At 64.2% G+C, this 16533-nt stretch carries 17 protein-coding genes and 1 other RNA gene; 10 read left to right on the top strand and 8 right to left on the bottom strand.

All coding sequences use genetic code 11. The features are described 5' to 3' along the window. Positions 1–8 precede the first annotated feature (8 nt). The 5 genes from NCT05_RS09665 to trxA form a co-directional block, all read right to left on the bottom strand. Positions 9–1772 (bottom strand): ArnT family glycosyltransferase, encoded by a 1764-nt coding sequence (locus NCT05_RS09665; RefSeq protein ID WP_008349322.1) that lies wholly within the window; start codon positions 1770–1772, stop codon positions 9–11. 235 nt (positions 1773–2007) lie between these two features. Further along, complete coding sequence (locus NCT05_RS09660) at positions 2008–2262, bottom strand: type B 50S ribosomal protein L31 (RefSeq protein WP_008349325.1); 255 nt, start codon at positions 2260–2262, stop codon at positions 2008–2010. A gap of 141 nt (positions 2263–2403) precedes the next feature. Then, positions 2404–3240: a M90 family metallopeptidase gene (locus tag NCT05_RS09655; protein ID WP_250457748.1), complete on the bottom strand. Its 837-nt coding sequence runs from the start codon at positions 3238–3240 to the stop codon at positions 2404–2406. A gap of 111 nt (positions 3241–3351) precedes the next feature. Further along, positions 3352–4617, bottom strand: a complete 1266-nt coding sequence (gene rho, locus NCT05_RS09650) for a transcription termination factor Rho (RefSeq protein ID WP_008349328.1) — start codon at positions 4615–4617, stop codon at positions 3352–3354. A 258-nt stretch (positions 4618–4875) separates the two neighbouring features. After that, complete coding sequence (gene trxA, locus NCT05_RS09645) at positions 4876–5202, bottom strand: thioredoxin TrxA (protein ID WP_008349330.1); 327 nt, start codon at positions 5200–5202, stop codon at positions 4876–4878. A 332-nt stretch (positions 5203–5534) separates the two neighbouring features. Between trxA and ffs the strand changes: the two genes are divergently transcribed. The 10 genes from ffs to NCT05_RS09595 all read left to right on the top strand — a co-directional run bounded on the left by ffs (position 5535) and on the right by NCT05_RS09595 (position 14444). Continuing rightward, positions 5535–5633: signal recognition particle sRNA small type (ffs, locus tag NCT05_RS09640), an RNA gene on the top strand. 143 nt (positions 5634–5776) lie between these two features. Then, positions 5777–8002, top strand: a complete 2226-nt coding sequence (gene dnaX / locus NCT05_RS09635; protein ID WP_250502188.1) for a DNA polymerase III subunit gamma/tau — start codon at positions 5777–5779, stop codon at positions 8000–8002. 105 nt (positions 8003–8107) lie between these two features. Beyond that, positions 8108–8434 (top strand): YbaB/EbfC family nucleoid-associated protein, encoded by a 327-nt coding sequence (locus tag NCT05_RS09630; RefSeq protein WP_008349334.1) that lies wholly within the window; start codon positions 8108–8110, stop codon positions 8432–8434. Between the two features lie 51 nt (positions 8435–8485). Beyond that, positions 8486–9082 carry a recombination mediator RecR gene (recR, locus tag NCT05_RS09625; protein ID WP_250480543.1) on the top strand — a complete coding sequence of 199 codons (597 nt, stop codon included), beginning with the start codon at positions 8486–8488 and terminating at the stop codon, positions 9080–9082. Positions 9083–9096: 14 nt separating this feature from the next. After that, positions 9097–9321, top strand: a complete 225-nt coding sequence (locus NCT05_RS09620) for a DUF1653 domain-containing protein (RefSeq protein ID WP_034473750.1) — start codon at positions 9097–9099, stop codon at positions 9319–9321. Positions 9322–9346: 25 nt separating this feature from the next. Further along, a complete protein-coding gene (locus NCT05_RS09615; protein ID WP_008349341.1) occupies positions 9347–10552 on the top strand; it encodes a CaiB/BaiF CoA transferase family protein in 1206 nt (401 codons plus the stop codon). Between the two features lie 50 nt (positions 10553–10602). Then, positions 10603–11640, top strand: coding sequence for an ABC transporter substrate-binding protein (locus tag NCT05_RS09610; RefSeq protein WP_250434830.1), 1038 nt, complete (start codon positions 10603–10605; stop codon positions 11638–11640). A 3-nt stretch (positions 11641–11643) separates the two neighbouring features. Further along, on the top strand, positions 11644–12474 hold the full coding sequence (locus NCT05_RS09605) for an ABC transporter ATP-binding protein (protein ID WP_008349347.1): 831 nt from the start codon (positions 11644–11646) through the stop codon (positions 12472–12474). A 12-nt stretch (positions 12475–12486) separates the two neighbouring features. After that, the gene (locus NCT05_RS09600) at positions 12487–13311 is read left to right on the top strand and encodes an ABC transporter permease (protein WP_034473729.1); all 825 of its coding nucleotides are present in this window, start codon (positions 12487–12489) and stop codon (positions 13309–13311) included. 149 nt (positions 13312–13460) lie between these two features. Then, positions 13461–14444, top strand: a complete 984-nt coding sequence (locus tag NCT05_RS09595) for a glycosyltransferase family 9 protein (RefSeq protein ID WP_008349351.1) — start codon at positions 13461–13463, stop codon at positions 14442–14444. A gap of 10 nt (positions 14445–14454) precedes the next feature. Here NCT05_RS09595 and NCT05_RS09590 read toward each other — a convergent pair whose 3' ends face one another. The 3 genes from NCT05_RS09590 to NCT05_RS09580 are packed head-to-tail and all read right to left on the bottom strand — an operon-like array spanning position 14455 to position 16463. Beyond that, positions 14455–15090, bottom strand: a complete 636-nt coding sequence (locus NCT05_RS09590) for a glycosyltransferase family protein (protein ID WP_250502187.1) — start codon at positions 15088–15090, stop codon at positions 14455–14457. Then, on the bottom strand, positions 15087–15440 hold the full coding sequence (locus NCT05_RS09585) for a glycosyltransferase family 2 protein (protein WP_250502186.1): 354 nt from the start codon (positions 15438–15440) through the stop codon (positions 15087–15089). The genes NCT05_RS09590 and NCT05_RS09585 overlap by 4 nt, the downstream gene beginning before the upstream one ends. 48 nt (positions 15441–15488) lie before the next feature. Continuing rightward, a complete protein-coding gene (locus tag NCT05_RS09580) occupies positions 15489–16463 on the bottom strand; it encodes an NADPH:quinone oxidoreductase family protein (RefSeq protein ID WP_250502185.1) in 975 nt (324 codons plus the stop codon). Positions 16464–16533: the final 70 nt, after the last annotated feature.

Raw genomic sequence — 16533 nt, 5'->3', positions numbered from 1 at the left:
GCATCGTATTACTGCGCGCGGCGCAGGCTCTTCGGGCGCAGCGGTTTCTTCGCCGGCGGCACGGGACGCTCGATGCGCACGTAGAGACGGAACCGCTCGTCGCGGTCGGCGACGCGCCGGCCTTCCCAGACGAGCTTCCACTGGAACGCCGACATCGACGACGGCTCGCCGTAATCGGCCGGATCCTGGCGCAGGATCACATCGCAATCCTCATCGAACGCGAAATGCATGCCGCCGAAATACGCGAAGGTGGCGATCTGCGCGTCGCCGAGGCGTACGGGCGAGATGCAGGTGTAGTCGGGCGGCAGATGATCGGCGATTTGCTCGGCCACGTCGCGATACGTCCGGCTGTAGTTCACGACCGGCAGCCACAGCGTCATGAGCAGGACCCACATGAGCGTGGTGCCCGCACTCGACAGCACGACGCTGCGCCACAGCACCTTCGGATGACGGGCGAGCCGCCAGCGCGCGAGCAGGAACCAGCAGACGGTCACGGCCACCGCGCACACAAAGGAAATCAGCTTGAACTCGGGATGGAAACCCGGAGCGAGACGCGCGAGATTGCGGGCCATCGCCGAGGGGAAGCCGAACATGCCGGCGGTCCACACGAGCCACACCAGCGAGCCGATGATCGTGAAACTCAGCATCGCGAACCAGTCGATCGCGTTGATCGCGCCGCGCTTGAGGGTAGGCAGCGCGAACGTCGCGAGCACCGAAAGCGGCGGCAGAAGCAGCATGAATAGCCGGTTGGTCTCGTGCGCCTGCAGCACGACCAGCACGAGCAGCGGCCCGATGATCGACAGCGGCACGCCGACGTGCGGCGAGCGGCGCAGTCCGCCCCAACTGACGAACGCCCACACCGCGAGCGGCCACGCGGGCCACGTGAAGAGCGGCAGGTTCTTGATCGCGTAGCCGAATATCGAACCGGGCGTGCCGGAGAAGAACGAGAAGCTGTTGCGCCACCATTGGCGCAGCCACCATTCGCCGTCATCCGGGAAGTAATGCAGTGTCGGCAGCACCCATGCGCCGATCAGCAGGATCGCGACCGGCAGCCCGAAGATCAGGAGCGGCGCGGAGCGGATTTGTTTGACGACGATCGTCATCGCGAGCGTGCAGAGCAACAGCGCGAAGACGAGCACCGGCGAGCTCGACAGGCCGACTACGCCAAGCGCCGCGCCCCACACGAGACCGCCGTGGATCGGCTTGTCGAGGCTGCGCACGAGGCCGTAGAGGAGCATCGCGGTGCCGGCGAACTGCGCAAGCTGCGGCGTGGTCTCGTGGCCGCGCTCGGCGAGTCCGAAGCACGCGAGCAGAATCAGCAGTGCGCCATCGGCGAGCGTGCGGCCGTAGTCGCGCGGCTCCGGTTCGCCGCCGAACGCATATTTGAAGGGCTGGGCCTCGTCGCGCCGGCCGAGCAGATAGGCCGAATACCAGACGAACGCGCAGGCGAGACAGAAGAGCAGGCCCGTGACCACGCGCGATGCGTTGCTCGCATCGACCCACGGACTCAAAAGCCGAATCGCCGATGCGCCGAGCCAGTACATCAGCGGGCCGTCGGCGGTCGGCGCCTTGCCGACCAGGTTCGGCAGCAGCCAGTCGCGCGCGTCGCCATTGGCCATCGTCCACATGACGCCGAAGCCGCCCGCATCTTCGTTCTTCCACGGATCGCGGCCGAACAGTCCGAACGACGCATAGGTGATGCAGATGGCGAGCAGAAGCCAGCGCGGCAGGGCGCTGGTGGCGGAGGCGGTCAGACGAACGACAGATCGCATGCGTGAAGGCTTGATGGAGAGCGGCCCGCTGATTCGCGCTGGATGCGCGACGGGGCCAAAGCAACCGGCATTGTAGTCGCGCGGCGGCGTAAAGGGCGGTTCATCGAAGCTCGCCGTAACCCCGCGCAACAATGCATGCCGGATGCAGCAAGGGCGGTGCGGTGGCATGCGCCAAGCTGCCGGCGACAAAAAAGGGCAGCCGAAGCTGCCCTTTTCGCTGAAGCCGAAGCCCGACTTACTTCTTGGTGGAGAAGCGCGCGAACTTGTTGTTGAACTTCTCGACGCGGCCCGCCGTGTCCATGATCTTTTGCTGACCGGTGTAGAACGGGTGCGATTCCGACGACACTTCGATCTTCGCGAGCGGGTAGGTCTTGCCGTTGAATTCGGCGGTTTCGCGCGTCTGGATGGTCGAGCGGGTCACGAACTTGAAGTCGTTCGACATGTCGACGAACAGGACTTCGCGGTAATCCGGGTGAATGCCTTCTTTCATGGTCTTTCCTGGTATCTGGCGGTAGCCAACCCGTTGCACTCGTTTTTTAGTGCCGCGCGAGTCACTTGCCTAGGGTCGAAAAACGGCGATTATGCCAGAAAATCAGTCGGTTGACATCTTTTTCGGAGGCCGCGGCGCAACTCATGCAGCCGGCGCGACGAGCGCCCCAACGCCCGCCGGGTCTTGCCGGTAATAGCGCGCGAGTAGCCGGTAAAGCTCGGGATATTCGGCTTCGAACAGCTTCGGCGTCACGAAAAGCGCCTCGCTGCACACCGCGAAGAATTCCGACGGATGATCGGTCGCGTAAGGATCGATCAGCGAGTCGCGTTCGAACCGCGCCCAGCGGCGCTCCGGCACGGCATCGACGCGTGCGCAGAACTGGTCATAGGCGTTGTCAAAAATGTCGGACCACGCGGTCGAATCGAGCGGCGCGTGCCAGCGCCGGTAAAGCGGCGGATGACCGTCGGCCTCGCCCGTCACCATGTCGATCTTGTGCGCGAATTCGTGGATGACGACGTTGTAGGCGTCCGATCCGTCGGCCATCTGCGCGTCTTCCCACGACAGGACGACCGGGCCGCCTTCCCACGCTTCGCCGCTCGCATCGTGCTCGACTTCGTGCACCACGCCGTCTTCGTCCTCCACGGTTTTGCGGATGATGAACTCGCCCGGATACACGATCACACCGACCCAGCCGCGATATAAATCGAGATCGAGATTGAGCACCGGCAGACAGGCCTGCGCGGCGATCGATACGATCATCTGATCCGTCAGTTCGAGATCGTGCGCCGTCGAGAATTCCTTCTGCGCGATGAAAAGGCTCGCGGTTTCGCGCAGACGCGCGAGGTCGCTGGCGTCCAGATGTCCGAAGCACGGATACGTGTCGAGCGTGCGTTGCCAGAGCGCGTCGTCGATCGCGTATTTGCGCAGCGCGCGCTCGCGGCGTTGCGCGCCGAACCAGCGGGAGAAGAGGTTGGCCATGCGTTGAATCGGAAGACTGGACTAGTTGCGGATTGTACGCACGGCCCCAATAAAAAACCGCCTGACGATGCAGGCGGTTTTCTGTTCCGAAGCAGCGAAGCGGGACGGGGATCAGCCTCCGCCGCGGCGCATCATGTCGAAGAACTCGGCGTTGTTCTTCGTCTGACGGATCTTGTCGAGCAGGAATTCCATCGCTTCGACTTCGTCCATGTCGTGAATGAACTTGCGCAGCACCCAAACCTTCTGCAGCAGATCGGGCTTGATGAGCAATTCCTCGCGACGCGTGCCCGACTTGTTCAGATTGATCGACGGATAGACGCGCTTTTCCGCGAGGCGGCGCTCGAGGTGCACTTCCATGTTGCCGGTGCCCTTGAACTCTTCGTAGATCACGTCGTCCATGCGGCTGCCGGTTTCGATGAGCGCCGTGCCGATGATCGTGAGCGAGCCGCCTTCCTCGATGTTGCGCGCGGCGCCGAAGAAGCGCTTCGGACGCTGCAGCGCGTTGGCGTCGACACCGCCCGTCAGCACCTTGCCCGATGCCGGCACGACCGTGTTGTAGGCGCGCGCGAGACGCGTGATCGAGTCGAGCAGAATCACGACGTCATGCTTCATTTCGACGAGACGCTTCGCCTTCTCGATGACCATTTCGGCCACTTGAACGTGACGCGCGGCCGGTTCGTCGAATGTCGATGCGATGACTTCGCCGCGCACCGAGCGCTGCATTTCAGTGACTTCTTCCGGGCGTTCGTCGATGAGCAGCACGAACAGGATGACGTCCGGATGATTCGCCTTCACCGCATGCGCGATGTGCTGCAGCATCACGGTTTTACCCGACTTCGGCGATGCGACGAGCAGGCCGCGCTGGCCCTTGCCGATCGGCGAGATCATGTCGATGATCCGGCCCGTGACGTTTTCCTCGCCGCGCATTTCGCGTTCGAGCGGCAGCGGCTTGTTCGGATGCAGCGGCGTGAGGTTCTCGAACATGATCTTGTGTTTCGAGGCCTCGGGCGGCTGCCCGTTGACTTTGTCCACCTTCACGAGCGCGAAATAGCGCTCGCCGTCCTTCGGCGTGCGGACTTCGCCTTCGATCGTGTCGCCGGTGTGCAGATTGAAGCGGCGGATTTGCGACGGGCTGATATAGATGTCGTCCGTGCTCGCGAGATACGACGTCTCGGGCGAGCGCAGAAAGCCGAAGCCGTCGGGCAGCACTTCGAGCGTGCCGTCGCCGAAAATCGTGTCGCCGCCCTTGGCGCGCTTTTTAAGAATCGCGAACATCAATTCCTGCTTGCGCAGGCGGTTCGCATTTTCGATTTCGAGGCCGTTGGCCATCTCGATCAGTGCGGAGACGTGCTGAGACTTGAGCTCGGATAAATGCATACGGATTTCCCGCCGGGGAGAGAGGTGCGACAGAAAGATTTGGGAGAAGAGGTGAGCGGAACCGCTCGAGACTTAATACTTCTTGAACTCTTGTGATTCTAGCATAGCACACGCCACAGCGGCCTCGGGTGGGCTTTGGGCGGGGCTTGTCGGCCGATGTTGTCGCGTGACAACATCGGCTGCATCGGCACCACGCCTTGGCGTGTCGTCGATGCAGACGCGAGCGACGGGAGATGCCGCCGCTCGCCGGTGATGCCGTTACAGGTTGCTGTCGAGGAACGCGGTCAGTTGCGACTTGGACAATGCGCCGACTTTCTGCGCGGCCACTGCGCCGTTCTTGAAGAGAATCAGCGTGGGAATGCCGCGCACGCCGAACTTCACGGGCGTCGACTGATGTTCGTCCACGTTGATCTTCGCGATCTGCAGGCGATCGCCGTAATCCTTCGCGACTTCGTCGAGGATGGGGGCAATCATCTTGCACGGACCGCACCACTCAGCCCAGAAATCGAGCAGGACAGGTTTATCCGACTTGACGACATCCTGTTCGAAAGAAGCGTCGCTGATGTGCTTGATTGATTCGCTCATTGTCTGAATACCTCTATTGAATCGAGGCCCGCGTTTGAATGCTCGCCACGATACACCAAAACCGAAAAAATTTTCGTCACCAACGGGCCGGACTTCGGCCCGCGCGCCGTGCGCCAGAATGAACCGCGAACGGCGGCGAATGATCCGCGGAAGGGCGAAATGCACCACTTCCAAGTAATTCACGTGTCATCTTAGCCTAATTCGCTATCCGTTGCCGGATGCTGATAGGGCGCATCTGAGGCCGAAAATACGAAGCACAAGAGGGGCTCGGAAGGGCGTGCGTTTCGCCGACGCCTTCCGGCTGCGCCCGACCCCGTGGTACAATTCAACGTGACGGGCCTCCTCGCATGGTGGCGCGGTCAACCTGGTCAGGTCGGGAACGAAGCAGCCACAGCCGCTTTCCACCAGTGCCGAGGGTCGGGCTCGTCACCTTCCGCTTTTCTTCCGTAGGTCTCCCTGCTGGTTTTCCTGACTTATTCGTGTTCCGCACGCCATGGCGCGTGGCGCGTTCGTGCGCCCGATCACCCCGCTGGAGCGGCGTTTGCGCAAGGTCGTTGCTGATACAATTTCGCGCATGACCTATCAAGTTCTCGCACGCAAATGGCGACCGAAATCATTCGAGTCGCTCGTCGGCCAGGAGCACGTCGTCCGTGCGCTCACGCACGCGCTCGACGGCGGCCGCCTGCATCACGCGTATCTTTTCACGGGCACGCGCGGCGTCGGCAAGACGACGCTCTCGCGCATCTTCGCGAAGGCGCTCAATTGTGAAACCGGCGTGACCTCGAAGCCGTGCGGCGTGTGTCGTGCGTGCCGGGAAATCGATGAAGGCCGCTTCGTCGATTACGTCGAGATGGATGCGGCGAGCAATCGCGGCGTCGACGAAATGGCGGCGCTGCTGGAGCGCGCCGTGTACGCACCCGTCGATGCCCGCTTCAAGGTCTACATGATCGACGAAGTGCACATGCTCACGAACCACGCCTTCAACGCAATGCTGAAGACGCTGGAAGAGCCGCCGCCGCACGTGAAGTTCATTCTCGCGACGACCGATCCGCAGAAGATTCCGGTCACCGTGCTCTCGCGTTGCCTCCAGTTCAATCTGAAGCAGATGCCGGCGGGGCACATCGTCTCGCATCTGGAGAACATTCTTCAGCAGGAGAACATCCCGTTCGAGCCGCAGGCACTGCGTCTCTTGTCGCGCGCGGCGGACGGCTCCATGCGCGACGCGCTTTCGCTGACCGATCAGGCCATCGCATATTCGGCGAACGAAGTCACCGAGGAAGCCGTGCGCGGCATGCTCGGCGCGCTCGATCAAAGCTACCTGATCCGTCTCATCGACGCGCTCGCCGGCGGCGACGGCCCCGGCGTGCTCGCGATCGCCGACGAAATGGCGCTGCGCAGCCTGTCGTTCTCGACGGCGCTGCAGGATCTGGCGAGTCTTCTGCATCGGATCGGATGGGCGCAGTTCGCACCGACGTCGGTGCTGGACGAATGGCCTGAAGCCGCGGACATCCGCCGCTTCGCCGAGATGCTGTCGGCCGAGCAGGTTCAGCTTTTCTATCAGATCGCCACGGTCGGGCGCAGCGAGCTCGGTCTCGCGCCGGACGAGTACGCCGGCTTCACGATGACGCTCCTGCGCATGCTCGCGTTCGAGCCGGCGGGCGGATCGGGCGGCGGCGTCGCCGTGGGTGCGCCTTCGGGCGCGAAGCCCGCGCGCAGCGCCGCGCTCGTGGGTGCGATGGCCGAGCGCGCCGTCGCGCCTGCGTCGGCGTCGGCGTCGGCGTCGGTTGCGAAAGCGCCGGCGCCCGCCGTCGAGACGGTGGTCGTGAAGGCGGTCGAAGAACCCGTCGTCGAAAAGAGCGAGCCCGTGCCGGTAAAAGCCGCGCCGATGCCGAGCGCCGCGCGACAGGCCGTCGATGAAGCCGCGCCTGCCGCGCCGAGCACGTCCGACGAAGCCGCGACTTCGCGCGCGGCAAGCGGCGCGAGCGCGGCGCTTGAAGTGTTGCGCAGCGCGGGCATGCGCCTGTCGTCCGATCGGGGCGGGCGTGGCGCGTCTGCGCAGACGGCGGCTCCCGCTGCGCCCAAGCCCGTCGCGAAACCGGCCGCGCAAGTTCCGGTGCCGACGCCGCGCCGCGCTCCGGCTGCCGCATCCGCCGCGCCCGAGCCGAAGCCCGCGGCCGGCAACGCGAGCAAGTCGAACGTCGTGCCGCCGTGGGAAGAGATGCCGCCCGACGACTACGCGCCGGCCGGATCCGAAGACGCTTACTTCATGCCGCCCGACGACGGCTTCGTGCCAGCCTTCGACAGCGGCCCGGACGACATGCGCTTCAACGCCGAGCCCGCCGCGAAACCGGCGCCCGTCATCGACACGGCGCCGTTGCCGCCCGCCGTGCCGCTCGATGCGCTCGGCGTGTCGATCGAATGGGCGGCGCTCGCCGTCGATCTTCCGCTGAAGGGCGTTGCGTATCAGCTTGCGTTCAACAGCGAGCTCACCGCCTGCGATGCGAATTCCGTGACGCTTGCGGTTCCGGTCCAGATGTACACCGACGCCACGCATGTCGGCAAGCTCAAGGCCGCGCTCGCCGAAAAGCTCGGCCGCGCGATCGAAGTCAGCGTGAACGTCGCGCCCGCGCGGCGCACCGCTGCCGCGCTCGACGCCGCCGAACGCGCCCGCCGTCAGCAGGAAGCCGAGCAGGAGATCAAACAGGATCCGTTCGTGCAATCGCTGATCCGCGATTTCGGCGCGAGCATCGTGCAGGGTTCGATCAAGCCGATTGCCGCATCGGGCGCGAATCCATCGTGAACTGAAGCGCGCGGCGCGGTTTTCGACTTCGCGCCGCCGCACCGAATATCGGGCGCGCGCATCGCGCGTGCTTTTGCCACACGTTTTCCAGTAAGGAGCCGAACCATGATGAAGAACCAACTCGCCGGGCTGATGAAACAGGCTCAGCAGATGCAGGAAAACATGAAGAAGATGCAGGATCAGCTCGCGCAGATCGAGGTCGAGGGCCAGTCCGGCGCCGGTCTCGTGAAGGTGACGATGACCTGCAAGAACGACGTTCGCCGCGTGCAGATCGACCCGAGCCTGCTCGCCGACGACAAGGACATGCTGGAAGACCTCGTCGCCGCCGCGTTCAACGACGCCGTGCGCAAGGCGGAAGCCACCACGCAAGAGAAGATGAGCGGCATGACCGCCGGCATGCCGATGCCGCCGGGTTTCAAGCTGCCGTTCTGATCGCGCGCGCCGGAGCGGATTCGGCGCGCTTCGATGTCAAATGAAGGACACATGAAACAACCTTCCGCCCTGTCGGCGCTCGTCGAAGCGCTGCGCGCGCTGCCCGGCGTCGGACCGAAGTCGGCGCAGCGCATGGCGTATCACCTGATGCAGCACGATCGCAAAGGCGCCGAAAAGCTCGGCAATTCGCTGCTGTTTGCCACCGAGAATCTGAAGCACTGCGAGAAGTGCAACACGTTCACGGAAAGCGATATCTGCGAAGTCTGCAGCGACGAAGAGCGCGATCCGGCTTTGCTGTGCGTCGTCGAGACGCCTGCCGACCAGATCATGCTCGAACAGACGCTCACGTATCGCGGGCTCTATTTCGTACTGATGGGACGGCTCAGCCCGCTCGACGGCATCGGTCCGAAGGAGATTCACTTCGAGCGGCTCATCAATCGCGCGCTCGACGGCGTTGTGCGGGAAGTGGTGCTCGCCACCAACTTCACCAACGAAGGCGAAGCGACCGCGCACTATCTCGCGCAAACGCTCAAGAGCAAAGGGCTCAAGGTGACGCGGCTCGCGCGCGGCGTGCCGGTCGGCGGCGAGCTCGAATATGTCGATGCCGGCACGATCGCGCGCGCGATGCTCGATCGCCGTTCCATATGAAAGAACTCCAATCGATGACAGAAACCGAAGCGCTCGCGCTCGCGACGCATCGTCACTACAAGGGCGGGCTGTATCGCGTGATCGGCGTCGCGCGGCACTCGGAAACCGAGGAAGCGATGATCGTCTACGAGCATCTGTGGCCGCATGAACGCGGCTTGTGGGTGCGCCCCGCGGCGATGTTCAACGAGACGCTCGCCGACGGCACGCCGCGCTTCAAGCCGCTCGATATTCCGCTCTGAGAAAACACACAAAGGAGACACGACCATGAGCGCAACGACGGGACCACTCGCGGGCGTGAAGGTACTGGAACTGGGCACGCTCATCGCCGGCCCGTTCGCCGCGCGCTTCATGGGCGAGTTCGGCGCCGACGTCATCAAGATCGAGGATCCGAACGGCGGCGACCCGCTGCGCAAGTGGCGCAAGCTCTATCCGGAAGTGGGCGGCACGTCGCTCTGGTGGGCCGTGCAGGCGCGCAACAAAAAATCCGTGACGATCAATCTCAAGGCCGACGAGGGCAAGGAGATCGTGCGGCGGCTCGCGAAGGAAGCCGATATCGTCGTCGAGAATTTCCGGCCCGGCTTGCTGGAGAAACTCGGGCTCGGTTACGAGGTGCTGTCCGCCGACAATCCCGGTCTCGTGATGGTGCGCCTTTCCGGTTACGGTCAGACCGGTCCGTATCGCGATCGTCCGGGCTTCGGCGCAATCGCGGAATCGATGGGCGGTTTGCGTCATATCACCGGTTATCCGGATTTGCCGCCGCCGCGCATCGGCATTTCGATCGGCGATTCGATCGCCGCGCTGCACGGCGTGATCGGCGCGCTGATGGCGCTGCATCATCGCCAAGTGAACGGCGGCAAAGGCCAGGTCGTCGACGTCGCGCTCTATGAAGCCGTCTTCAACATGATGGAAAGCGTCGTGCCGGAATACGGCGTGTACGGCATGGTGCGCGAGCGCACGGGCGCGTCGCTGCCGGGCATCGTGCCGTCGAACACGTATCCGTGCCGCGATGGCAGCATCGTGATCGGCGGCAACAGCGATCCGATCTTCAAGCGCCTGATGAACGCGATCGATCGCGCGGATCTCGCGGACGATCCCGCGCTCGCGTCGAACGACGGACGCGTGCCGCGCACGCAGGAAATCGACGACGCTATCGCCGCTTGGCTCTCGACGCGCAGCATCGACGAGGCGCTCGCTGTGTTGAACGCCGCCGACGTGCCCGCCGGGCGCATCTACAGCGTCGCCGACATGTTCACCGATCCGCAATACCTCGCGCGTCAGATGCTGCAGCGTTTCCCGTGGCAGGACGGCCGCGAGATCACGCTGCCGAACGTGACGCCGAAGCTCTCCGAAACGCCGGGGGAAACGCGCTGGCTCGGGCCGCAACTCGGTGAACACACGGATGAAGTACTTCAAACGCTCGGGTATGATGCCGACGATATTGCGCGGCTGCGCGCGGCCAAGGTGATCTGAGCCTCGAGCCGAACAGCGCCGACAACGATAAAACCAGGAGACAGACAACGATGAAACGCAGAACGTTCATCGCGAGCGGCGCCGCGCTCGCGGGCGGGGCAATCTCGGGCATGCCGCTCGCATTCGCACAGAACAAGCTGGAGCAGAGCAAGGTATCGGTCGCGGTCGGCGGCAAGAATCTCTTCTACTATCTGCCGCTCACGATCGCCGAGCGTCGCAACTACTTCAAGGACGAAGGGCTCGACGTCGAAATCGCCGATTTCGCGGGCGGCGCGAAGGCGCTTCAGGCGGCGGTCGGCGGCAGCGCGGATGTCGTATCCGGCGCGTTCGAGCACACGTTGCTGCTGCAGGCGAAGAATCAGTACTTCCGCGAATTCGTGCTGCAAGGGCGCGCGCCGCAGATCGTGCTCGCCGTGTCCAAGAAGGCGATGCCGAACTACAAGTCCGTCGCCGATTTGAAGGGCAAGAAAATCGGCGTGACGGCGCCGGGCTCGTCGACGGCGATCATGGCGAGCTTCGTGCTCGCGCAAGCGGGGCTGAAGGCGACCGACGTGTCGTTCATCGGCGTCGGCGCGGGCGCGGGCGCGATCGCCGCGCTGCAATCCGGCCAGATCGACGCCATCGCCAACCTCGATCCGGTGATGACCAAGCTCGATCGCGCGGGCGATATCCGCATCGTGTCGGACACGCGCACGCTCGCGGACACCGTGAAGGTGTTCGGCGGCAACATGCCGGCGGGTTGCCTGTACGCGTCGCAGAGCTTCATCACGAAGAATCCGAACACGACGCAGGCGCTCACCAACGCGATGGTACGCGCGCTGAAGTGGCTGCAGACGGCCTCGGGCAAGGATCTCATCTCGACGGTGCCGGAAAGCTATCTGCTCGGCGATCGCGCGCTGTATCTCGATTCGTGGCAGCACGTGAAGGAAGCGCTGTCGCCGGACGGCCTGATGCCCGCCGACGGTCCCGCGACCTCGCTCAAGACGCTGCAAGCCTTCGACGAAACCGTGAAGGGCAAGCCGATCGACCTGTCGAAGACCTGGACCAACGATTTCGTCAAGAAGGCGCTTGCGAGCGTCAAGGTCTGACCGATGTCGTCGCCATCGAACCATGCGCTCGCGCTCGAGGACGTCACCTGCACGTTCGCGTCGCGCGAGAGTCGCCGTGATCGCTACACGGCGGTCCGCGATACGAGCCTCGCGATCGCGCCAGGAGAATTCGTGTCCGTCGTCGGGCCGACCGGCTGCGGAAAATCGACATTGCTCAACGTGTCGGCGGGATTGCTGGAGCCTTCGTCGGGCACCGTGAGCGTGTTCGGCGAAAAGCTGAAGGGCATCAACCGGCGCGCGGGCTACATGTTCCAGGCCGATGCGCTGATGCCGTGGCGCTCCGCGCTCGACAACGTCACGGCCGGCCTCGCGTTTCAGGGCGTGCCGAAGGCCGAAGCCGACAAGCGCGGCGAGGAATGGCTGAAGCGCGTGGGCCTCGGCGGTTTCGGCGACCGTTATCCGCATCAGTTGTCGGGCGGCATGCGTAAGCGCGTCGCGATGGCGCAGACGCTCATCCTCGATCCCGACATCATCCTCATGGACGAGCCGTTCTCCGCGCTCGACATCCAGACGCGCCAGCTCATGGAAAACGAGTTGCTCGATCTGTGGGCCGCGAAACGCAAGGCCGTGCTTTTCATCACGCACGATCTGGACGAGGCGATCTCGATGTCCGATCGCGTCGTCGTGCTGGCGGCGGGGCCGGGCACGCATCCGATCGGCGAATTCGCGATCGATCTGCCGCGCCCGCGCGATGTCGCCGAGATCCGCTCGCATCCGCGCTTCGTCGAACTGCACGCGCAGATCTGGGGCGTGCTGCGCGAAGAAGTGCTGAAGGGTTATCAGCAGCAGCTGAAGCCCGCCGCCGCCGAATAAGACGATACGACCATGTGGAACAAGCTGCGCCCGAATCGGGCGAATCTCATCGTGTGGCAGTGGCTGTTGCTGCTCGCGTGCTTCGTGCTGTGGTACATGCTGACGAGCCCGACGCTCTTGCCGCCTTTCTATTTCGACGACGCGAACAAGGCCGCCTTTTTCTTCGGCGAGCCGCAGAAGGTGCTCATACGCATCTGGGAATGGTTCACGAGCGGCGAGATTTACATCCATCTGTGGGTGACGCTGATCGAAACGGTGCTGGCGTTCGTCATCGGCACGGTGACGGGACTCGGCGTCGGTCTCTGGCTCGCGCTCGCGCCGATGACGAGCGCGCTCCTCGATCCCTACATCAAGGCCGCCAATTCGATGCCGCGCGTGATCCTCGCGCCGATCTTCGCGGTGTGGTTCGGTCTCGGCATCTGGTCAAAGGTCGCGCTTGGCGTGACGCTCGTGTTCTTCATCGTGTTCTTCAACGTGTATCAGGGCGTGAAGGAAGTGAGCCCGGTCGTGCTCGCGAATGCGCGCATGCTCGGCGCGAATCGCAAGCAGTTGCTGCGGTATGTCTATCTGCCGAGCGCGACCAGCTGGGTGTTTTCGAGCCTGCACACGTCGGTGGGGCTCGCGTTCGTCGGCTCGGTGGTCGGCGAATATCTCGGCTCGGCGCGCGGTGTCGGTTATCTGATCCTGCAGGCCGAAGGCACCTTCGACATCAACACGGTGTTCGCGGGGATTCTCGTGCTGACCGCGTTCGCGCTGGTGCTCGACGGTCTCGTCGCGCTGGTCGAGCGCCGGCTCATGAAATGGCAGCCGAAGAGCGGAGAAACCGAGAAGCTTTGACGCCCCGGTTGTGCGCGTGCCAACACGCCGTCAACGAAGCCGACCGTTTTCGGAATGCCCGTCATGGCACGACACGGTCGACATCGCTATCATGCTGTCCTGGACAGGCCGTTGCACGACGTCCGTCGTGCGATCCCGCGGGACCAACAATGAAACTGCGAACTGACGGTTCGATTGCGGTGGTATTGCCATCGCCGATCGGCGACAGCCTCATCGGGCTCGTTCTCGTCGACAATCTCATCCGCAACGGATATCGCCCCGTCGTGTTCGGCTGGGTCGTGGAGCAACTCGCCGACTGGTTTCCCCATGTGACGGTAGGGCGTCGCGACGCCTGGCAGGGCGCGTTCGACACCGTGATCGAGCTTCGCCCGACCGACTACGCATCGACGCTGAGCCGCTCGGGCCAGACCATCTGTCTCGCCACGCTGCCGGAATACGGCGGCTCGAAGCACATGGTCGACCGCATCGTCGATATCGCGAAGAACGTGCTCGGTCTCGCCGACGTGACGCGCGCGAACGGTCTCGTCGTGCCGTCCGGCGTCATGCGCGGGCGCTTCGCGAATCGCGTCGTCATTCATCCGACCGGCAGTCATCCTGAAAAGATGTGGGGCCGCGAGAAGTTTCTTGCGCTCTCGCGTGCGCTGACGCGGCGGAGATTGCGGCCGAGCTTTCTCGTCGCGCCTGCGGAGTTCGGCGTCTGGGGCGATATCGCTGAAGAAGGGTGCGAGGTCAATGCGCTGCCGCAACTGGGCGAAGTCGCGGCATGGATCGCCGAATCGTCGTGGTTCATCGGCAACGATTCGGGGCTCGGGCATCTCGCGTCCTGCATCGGCGTGCCGACGCTCTCTCTCTTTATGCGCCAGGGCCTTGCGCGCTCGTGGCGTCCGGGCTGGGGCCCGGGCGCGGTCGTGGTGCCGCCGTCCTTTCTGCCTTTCGGCGGGCTTCGCGAACGCTTGTGGCAACGCCTGCTCACCGTGCGTCGCGTGACATCCGCGTTCAGGACGTTGCACGGCAACCATGCGCGCGCGGCGCAACACTACGCGATGGCCGATTTCGCCGACGCCAAAGCGGCTCAGCCGACCCAAGCAACGCGCATCGGCATGCTGCCGCGCGCGCAATCGCGACGCCTATAAGCGGACGCCTTCACGCCGCGAAGCGCGAATAGACGCGCCAGCAGCGAAGCGCGCGCCACACTTCGCTCGCATTGGTCGCGCCCTTCAGCATCGCGCGAACATACCCCGACTGCAGAAACTGCCGCGCGAAAGGCTTGCGCAGTTCGTCGTCGGTCAGGCGCTTTCTGAGCACATGCAGGAGATGACCGCTTTCGCGGTTGGCTTGGCGTAGCAGAATCCGGCTGAGACTTCGGTCGGTTTGCGGATCGAGCGCGGCGGTCACGAGCGCGTCGATCACGCGCAGATAACCCGCCGCGCGGCGCGCGACAGCGGCCGGCGAGGGCGAGTTCGTGATCGATTCCGGATTGCGTCGATAGCCGTACAACGGTTCGCGCACGAAACCGACGCGCTGTGCGTGAAGCCCGAGCTGCAACGCCCAGATGATGTCCTCGTGCACCACGCCTTCCTCGAAACGCAGGCCGTGTCTCACGACGAGATCGCGCCGCACGCATTGCAGCCACACGCAGACGACCCAGTCGTCGTTCGGCACGGTCCGTTTGAGCCACGCCGTGCCGTCGCAGATGTCGCCCCACGGCTGGCCTTCGTACATCGGTCGAGGATCGGCGGGCGGCGGCAAGTCCTCGAAGCTGAATCCGTTGCCGATCACGACATCGAGCCGATGCCGGCGGCCGTGTTCGATCCACTGCGCAACGCGCCGGGCTTCATCCAGTCGTCGCCGTCCGCGAACGCGATCCACTCGCCGCGCGCGAGCGTCAGCCCGACATTGCGCGTCGCCGATACGCCGCGATTTTCCTGCGCTACCACACGGATGCGCGCATCGGCCGCCGCCATCGTTTCGAGCATGGCGAGACTGTCGTCTGTCGCGCCGTCACAGATCGCGATGACTTCGAGATCGACGCCTTGCTGATCGAGCACCGAGCGCAGCAGCGCTTCGAGCCAGGCTTCGCAGTTGTAAACCGGCACGATGACGCTGACATCGGGGCATAGACTCGCCATGGCTCTTCGCGGAGTGCGTGAAAGCGCGCAATGGTAGCAGTGCGCGCGTTATGGCTCGATCACGATCTTGCCCGTCACGCGCCGGTTCATCATGTCGTCCAGCGCTTGCGGCGTTTCGTCGAGCGAGTAGCGTTTCGTGACGACAGGGCGCAGCTTGCCCGCTTTGATCCACTCGACCATCGTCGCGAATTCCCGATCGGCGAGCGCGTGTTCGCGCTGCATGTGACCGCCCCAGAACACGCCGACGATGCTCGCGCCTTTCAGCAGCGCCAGATTGAACGGCAGCTTCGGAATCTCGCCGTTCGCGAAGCCGACGACGAGATACCGTCCGCGCCAGCCGATGCTGCGAAACGCGGGTTCGGCATACGTTCCGCCGACCGGATCGAAGATCACATCCGGCCCGTTGCCGTCCGTCAGCGCCTTGATACGTTCGCGCAAGTCTTCGTGCGCGTAATCGATGACCTCGTCCGCGCCATGTTCGCGACAGAACGCGAGCTTCTCCGCGCTCGATGCCGCCGCGATCACGCGCGCACCGACGATCTTGCCGATCTGGATCGCCGCGATGCCGACGCCGCCGGCCGCGCCCAGCACGAGCAGCGTGTCGCCGGCCTTGAGCCCGCCGCGATCGACGAGCGCGTGATACGACGTGCCGTAGGCGAGCGAGAACGCGGCGGCCTCGGCGAGATCGACGTCATCGGGCAAGACGATGCAATCGGCGGCTTTCGCGCGCGCCTGTTCGGCGAACGCGCCTTGCGCGGTGTAGGCGGCCACGCGCATGCCGGGCGCGAGATGCGTGACGCCCGCGCCGGCTTCGCGCACGATGCCCGCGAACTCCGCGCCGGGCGTGAACGGCAGCGGCGGCTTGAACTGGTATTTGTTCTGGATGATGAGCACGTCGGGAAAGTTCACGCTCGCCGCTTTCACGTCAATGACGACTTCGCCTGCTTCCGGATGCAGGTCGGGCAGCGTTTCGATCGAAAGCGTGTGGGGCAATCCGTGTTCGTTGCATCGTACGGCGCGCATGTTTTCTCCTGGTTGAACTGGGCTCAGTGTATGGCAGTTCGAGTCGTCGTCGCGCCACTTTCCTCGGTTA

This window comes from Caballeronia sp. AZ7_KS35, assembly GCF_023631045.1.
GTDB classification, from domain to species: Bacteria; Pseudomonadota; Gammaproteobacteria; order Burkholderiales; family Burkholderiaceae; genus Caballeronia; species Caballeronia zhejiangensis.
Note: the sequence above shows the minus strand (reverse complement) of the source record. Positions and strands in the feature narration are given on the sequence as shown.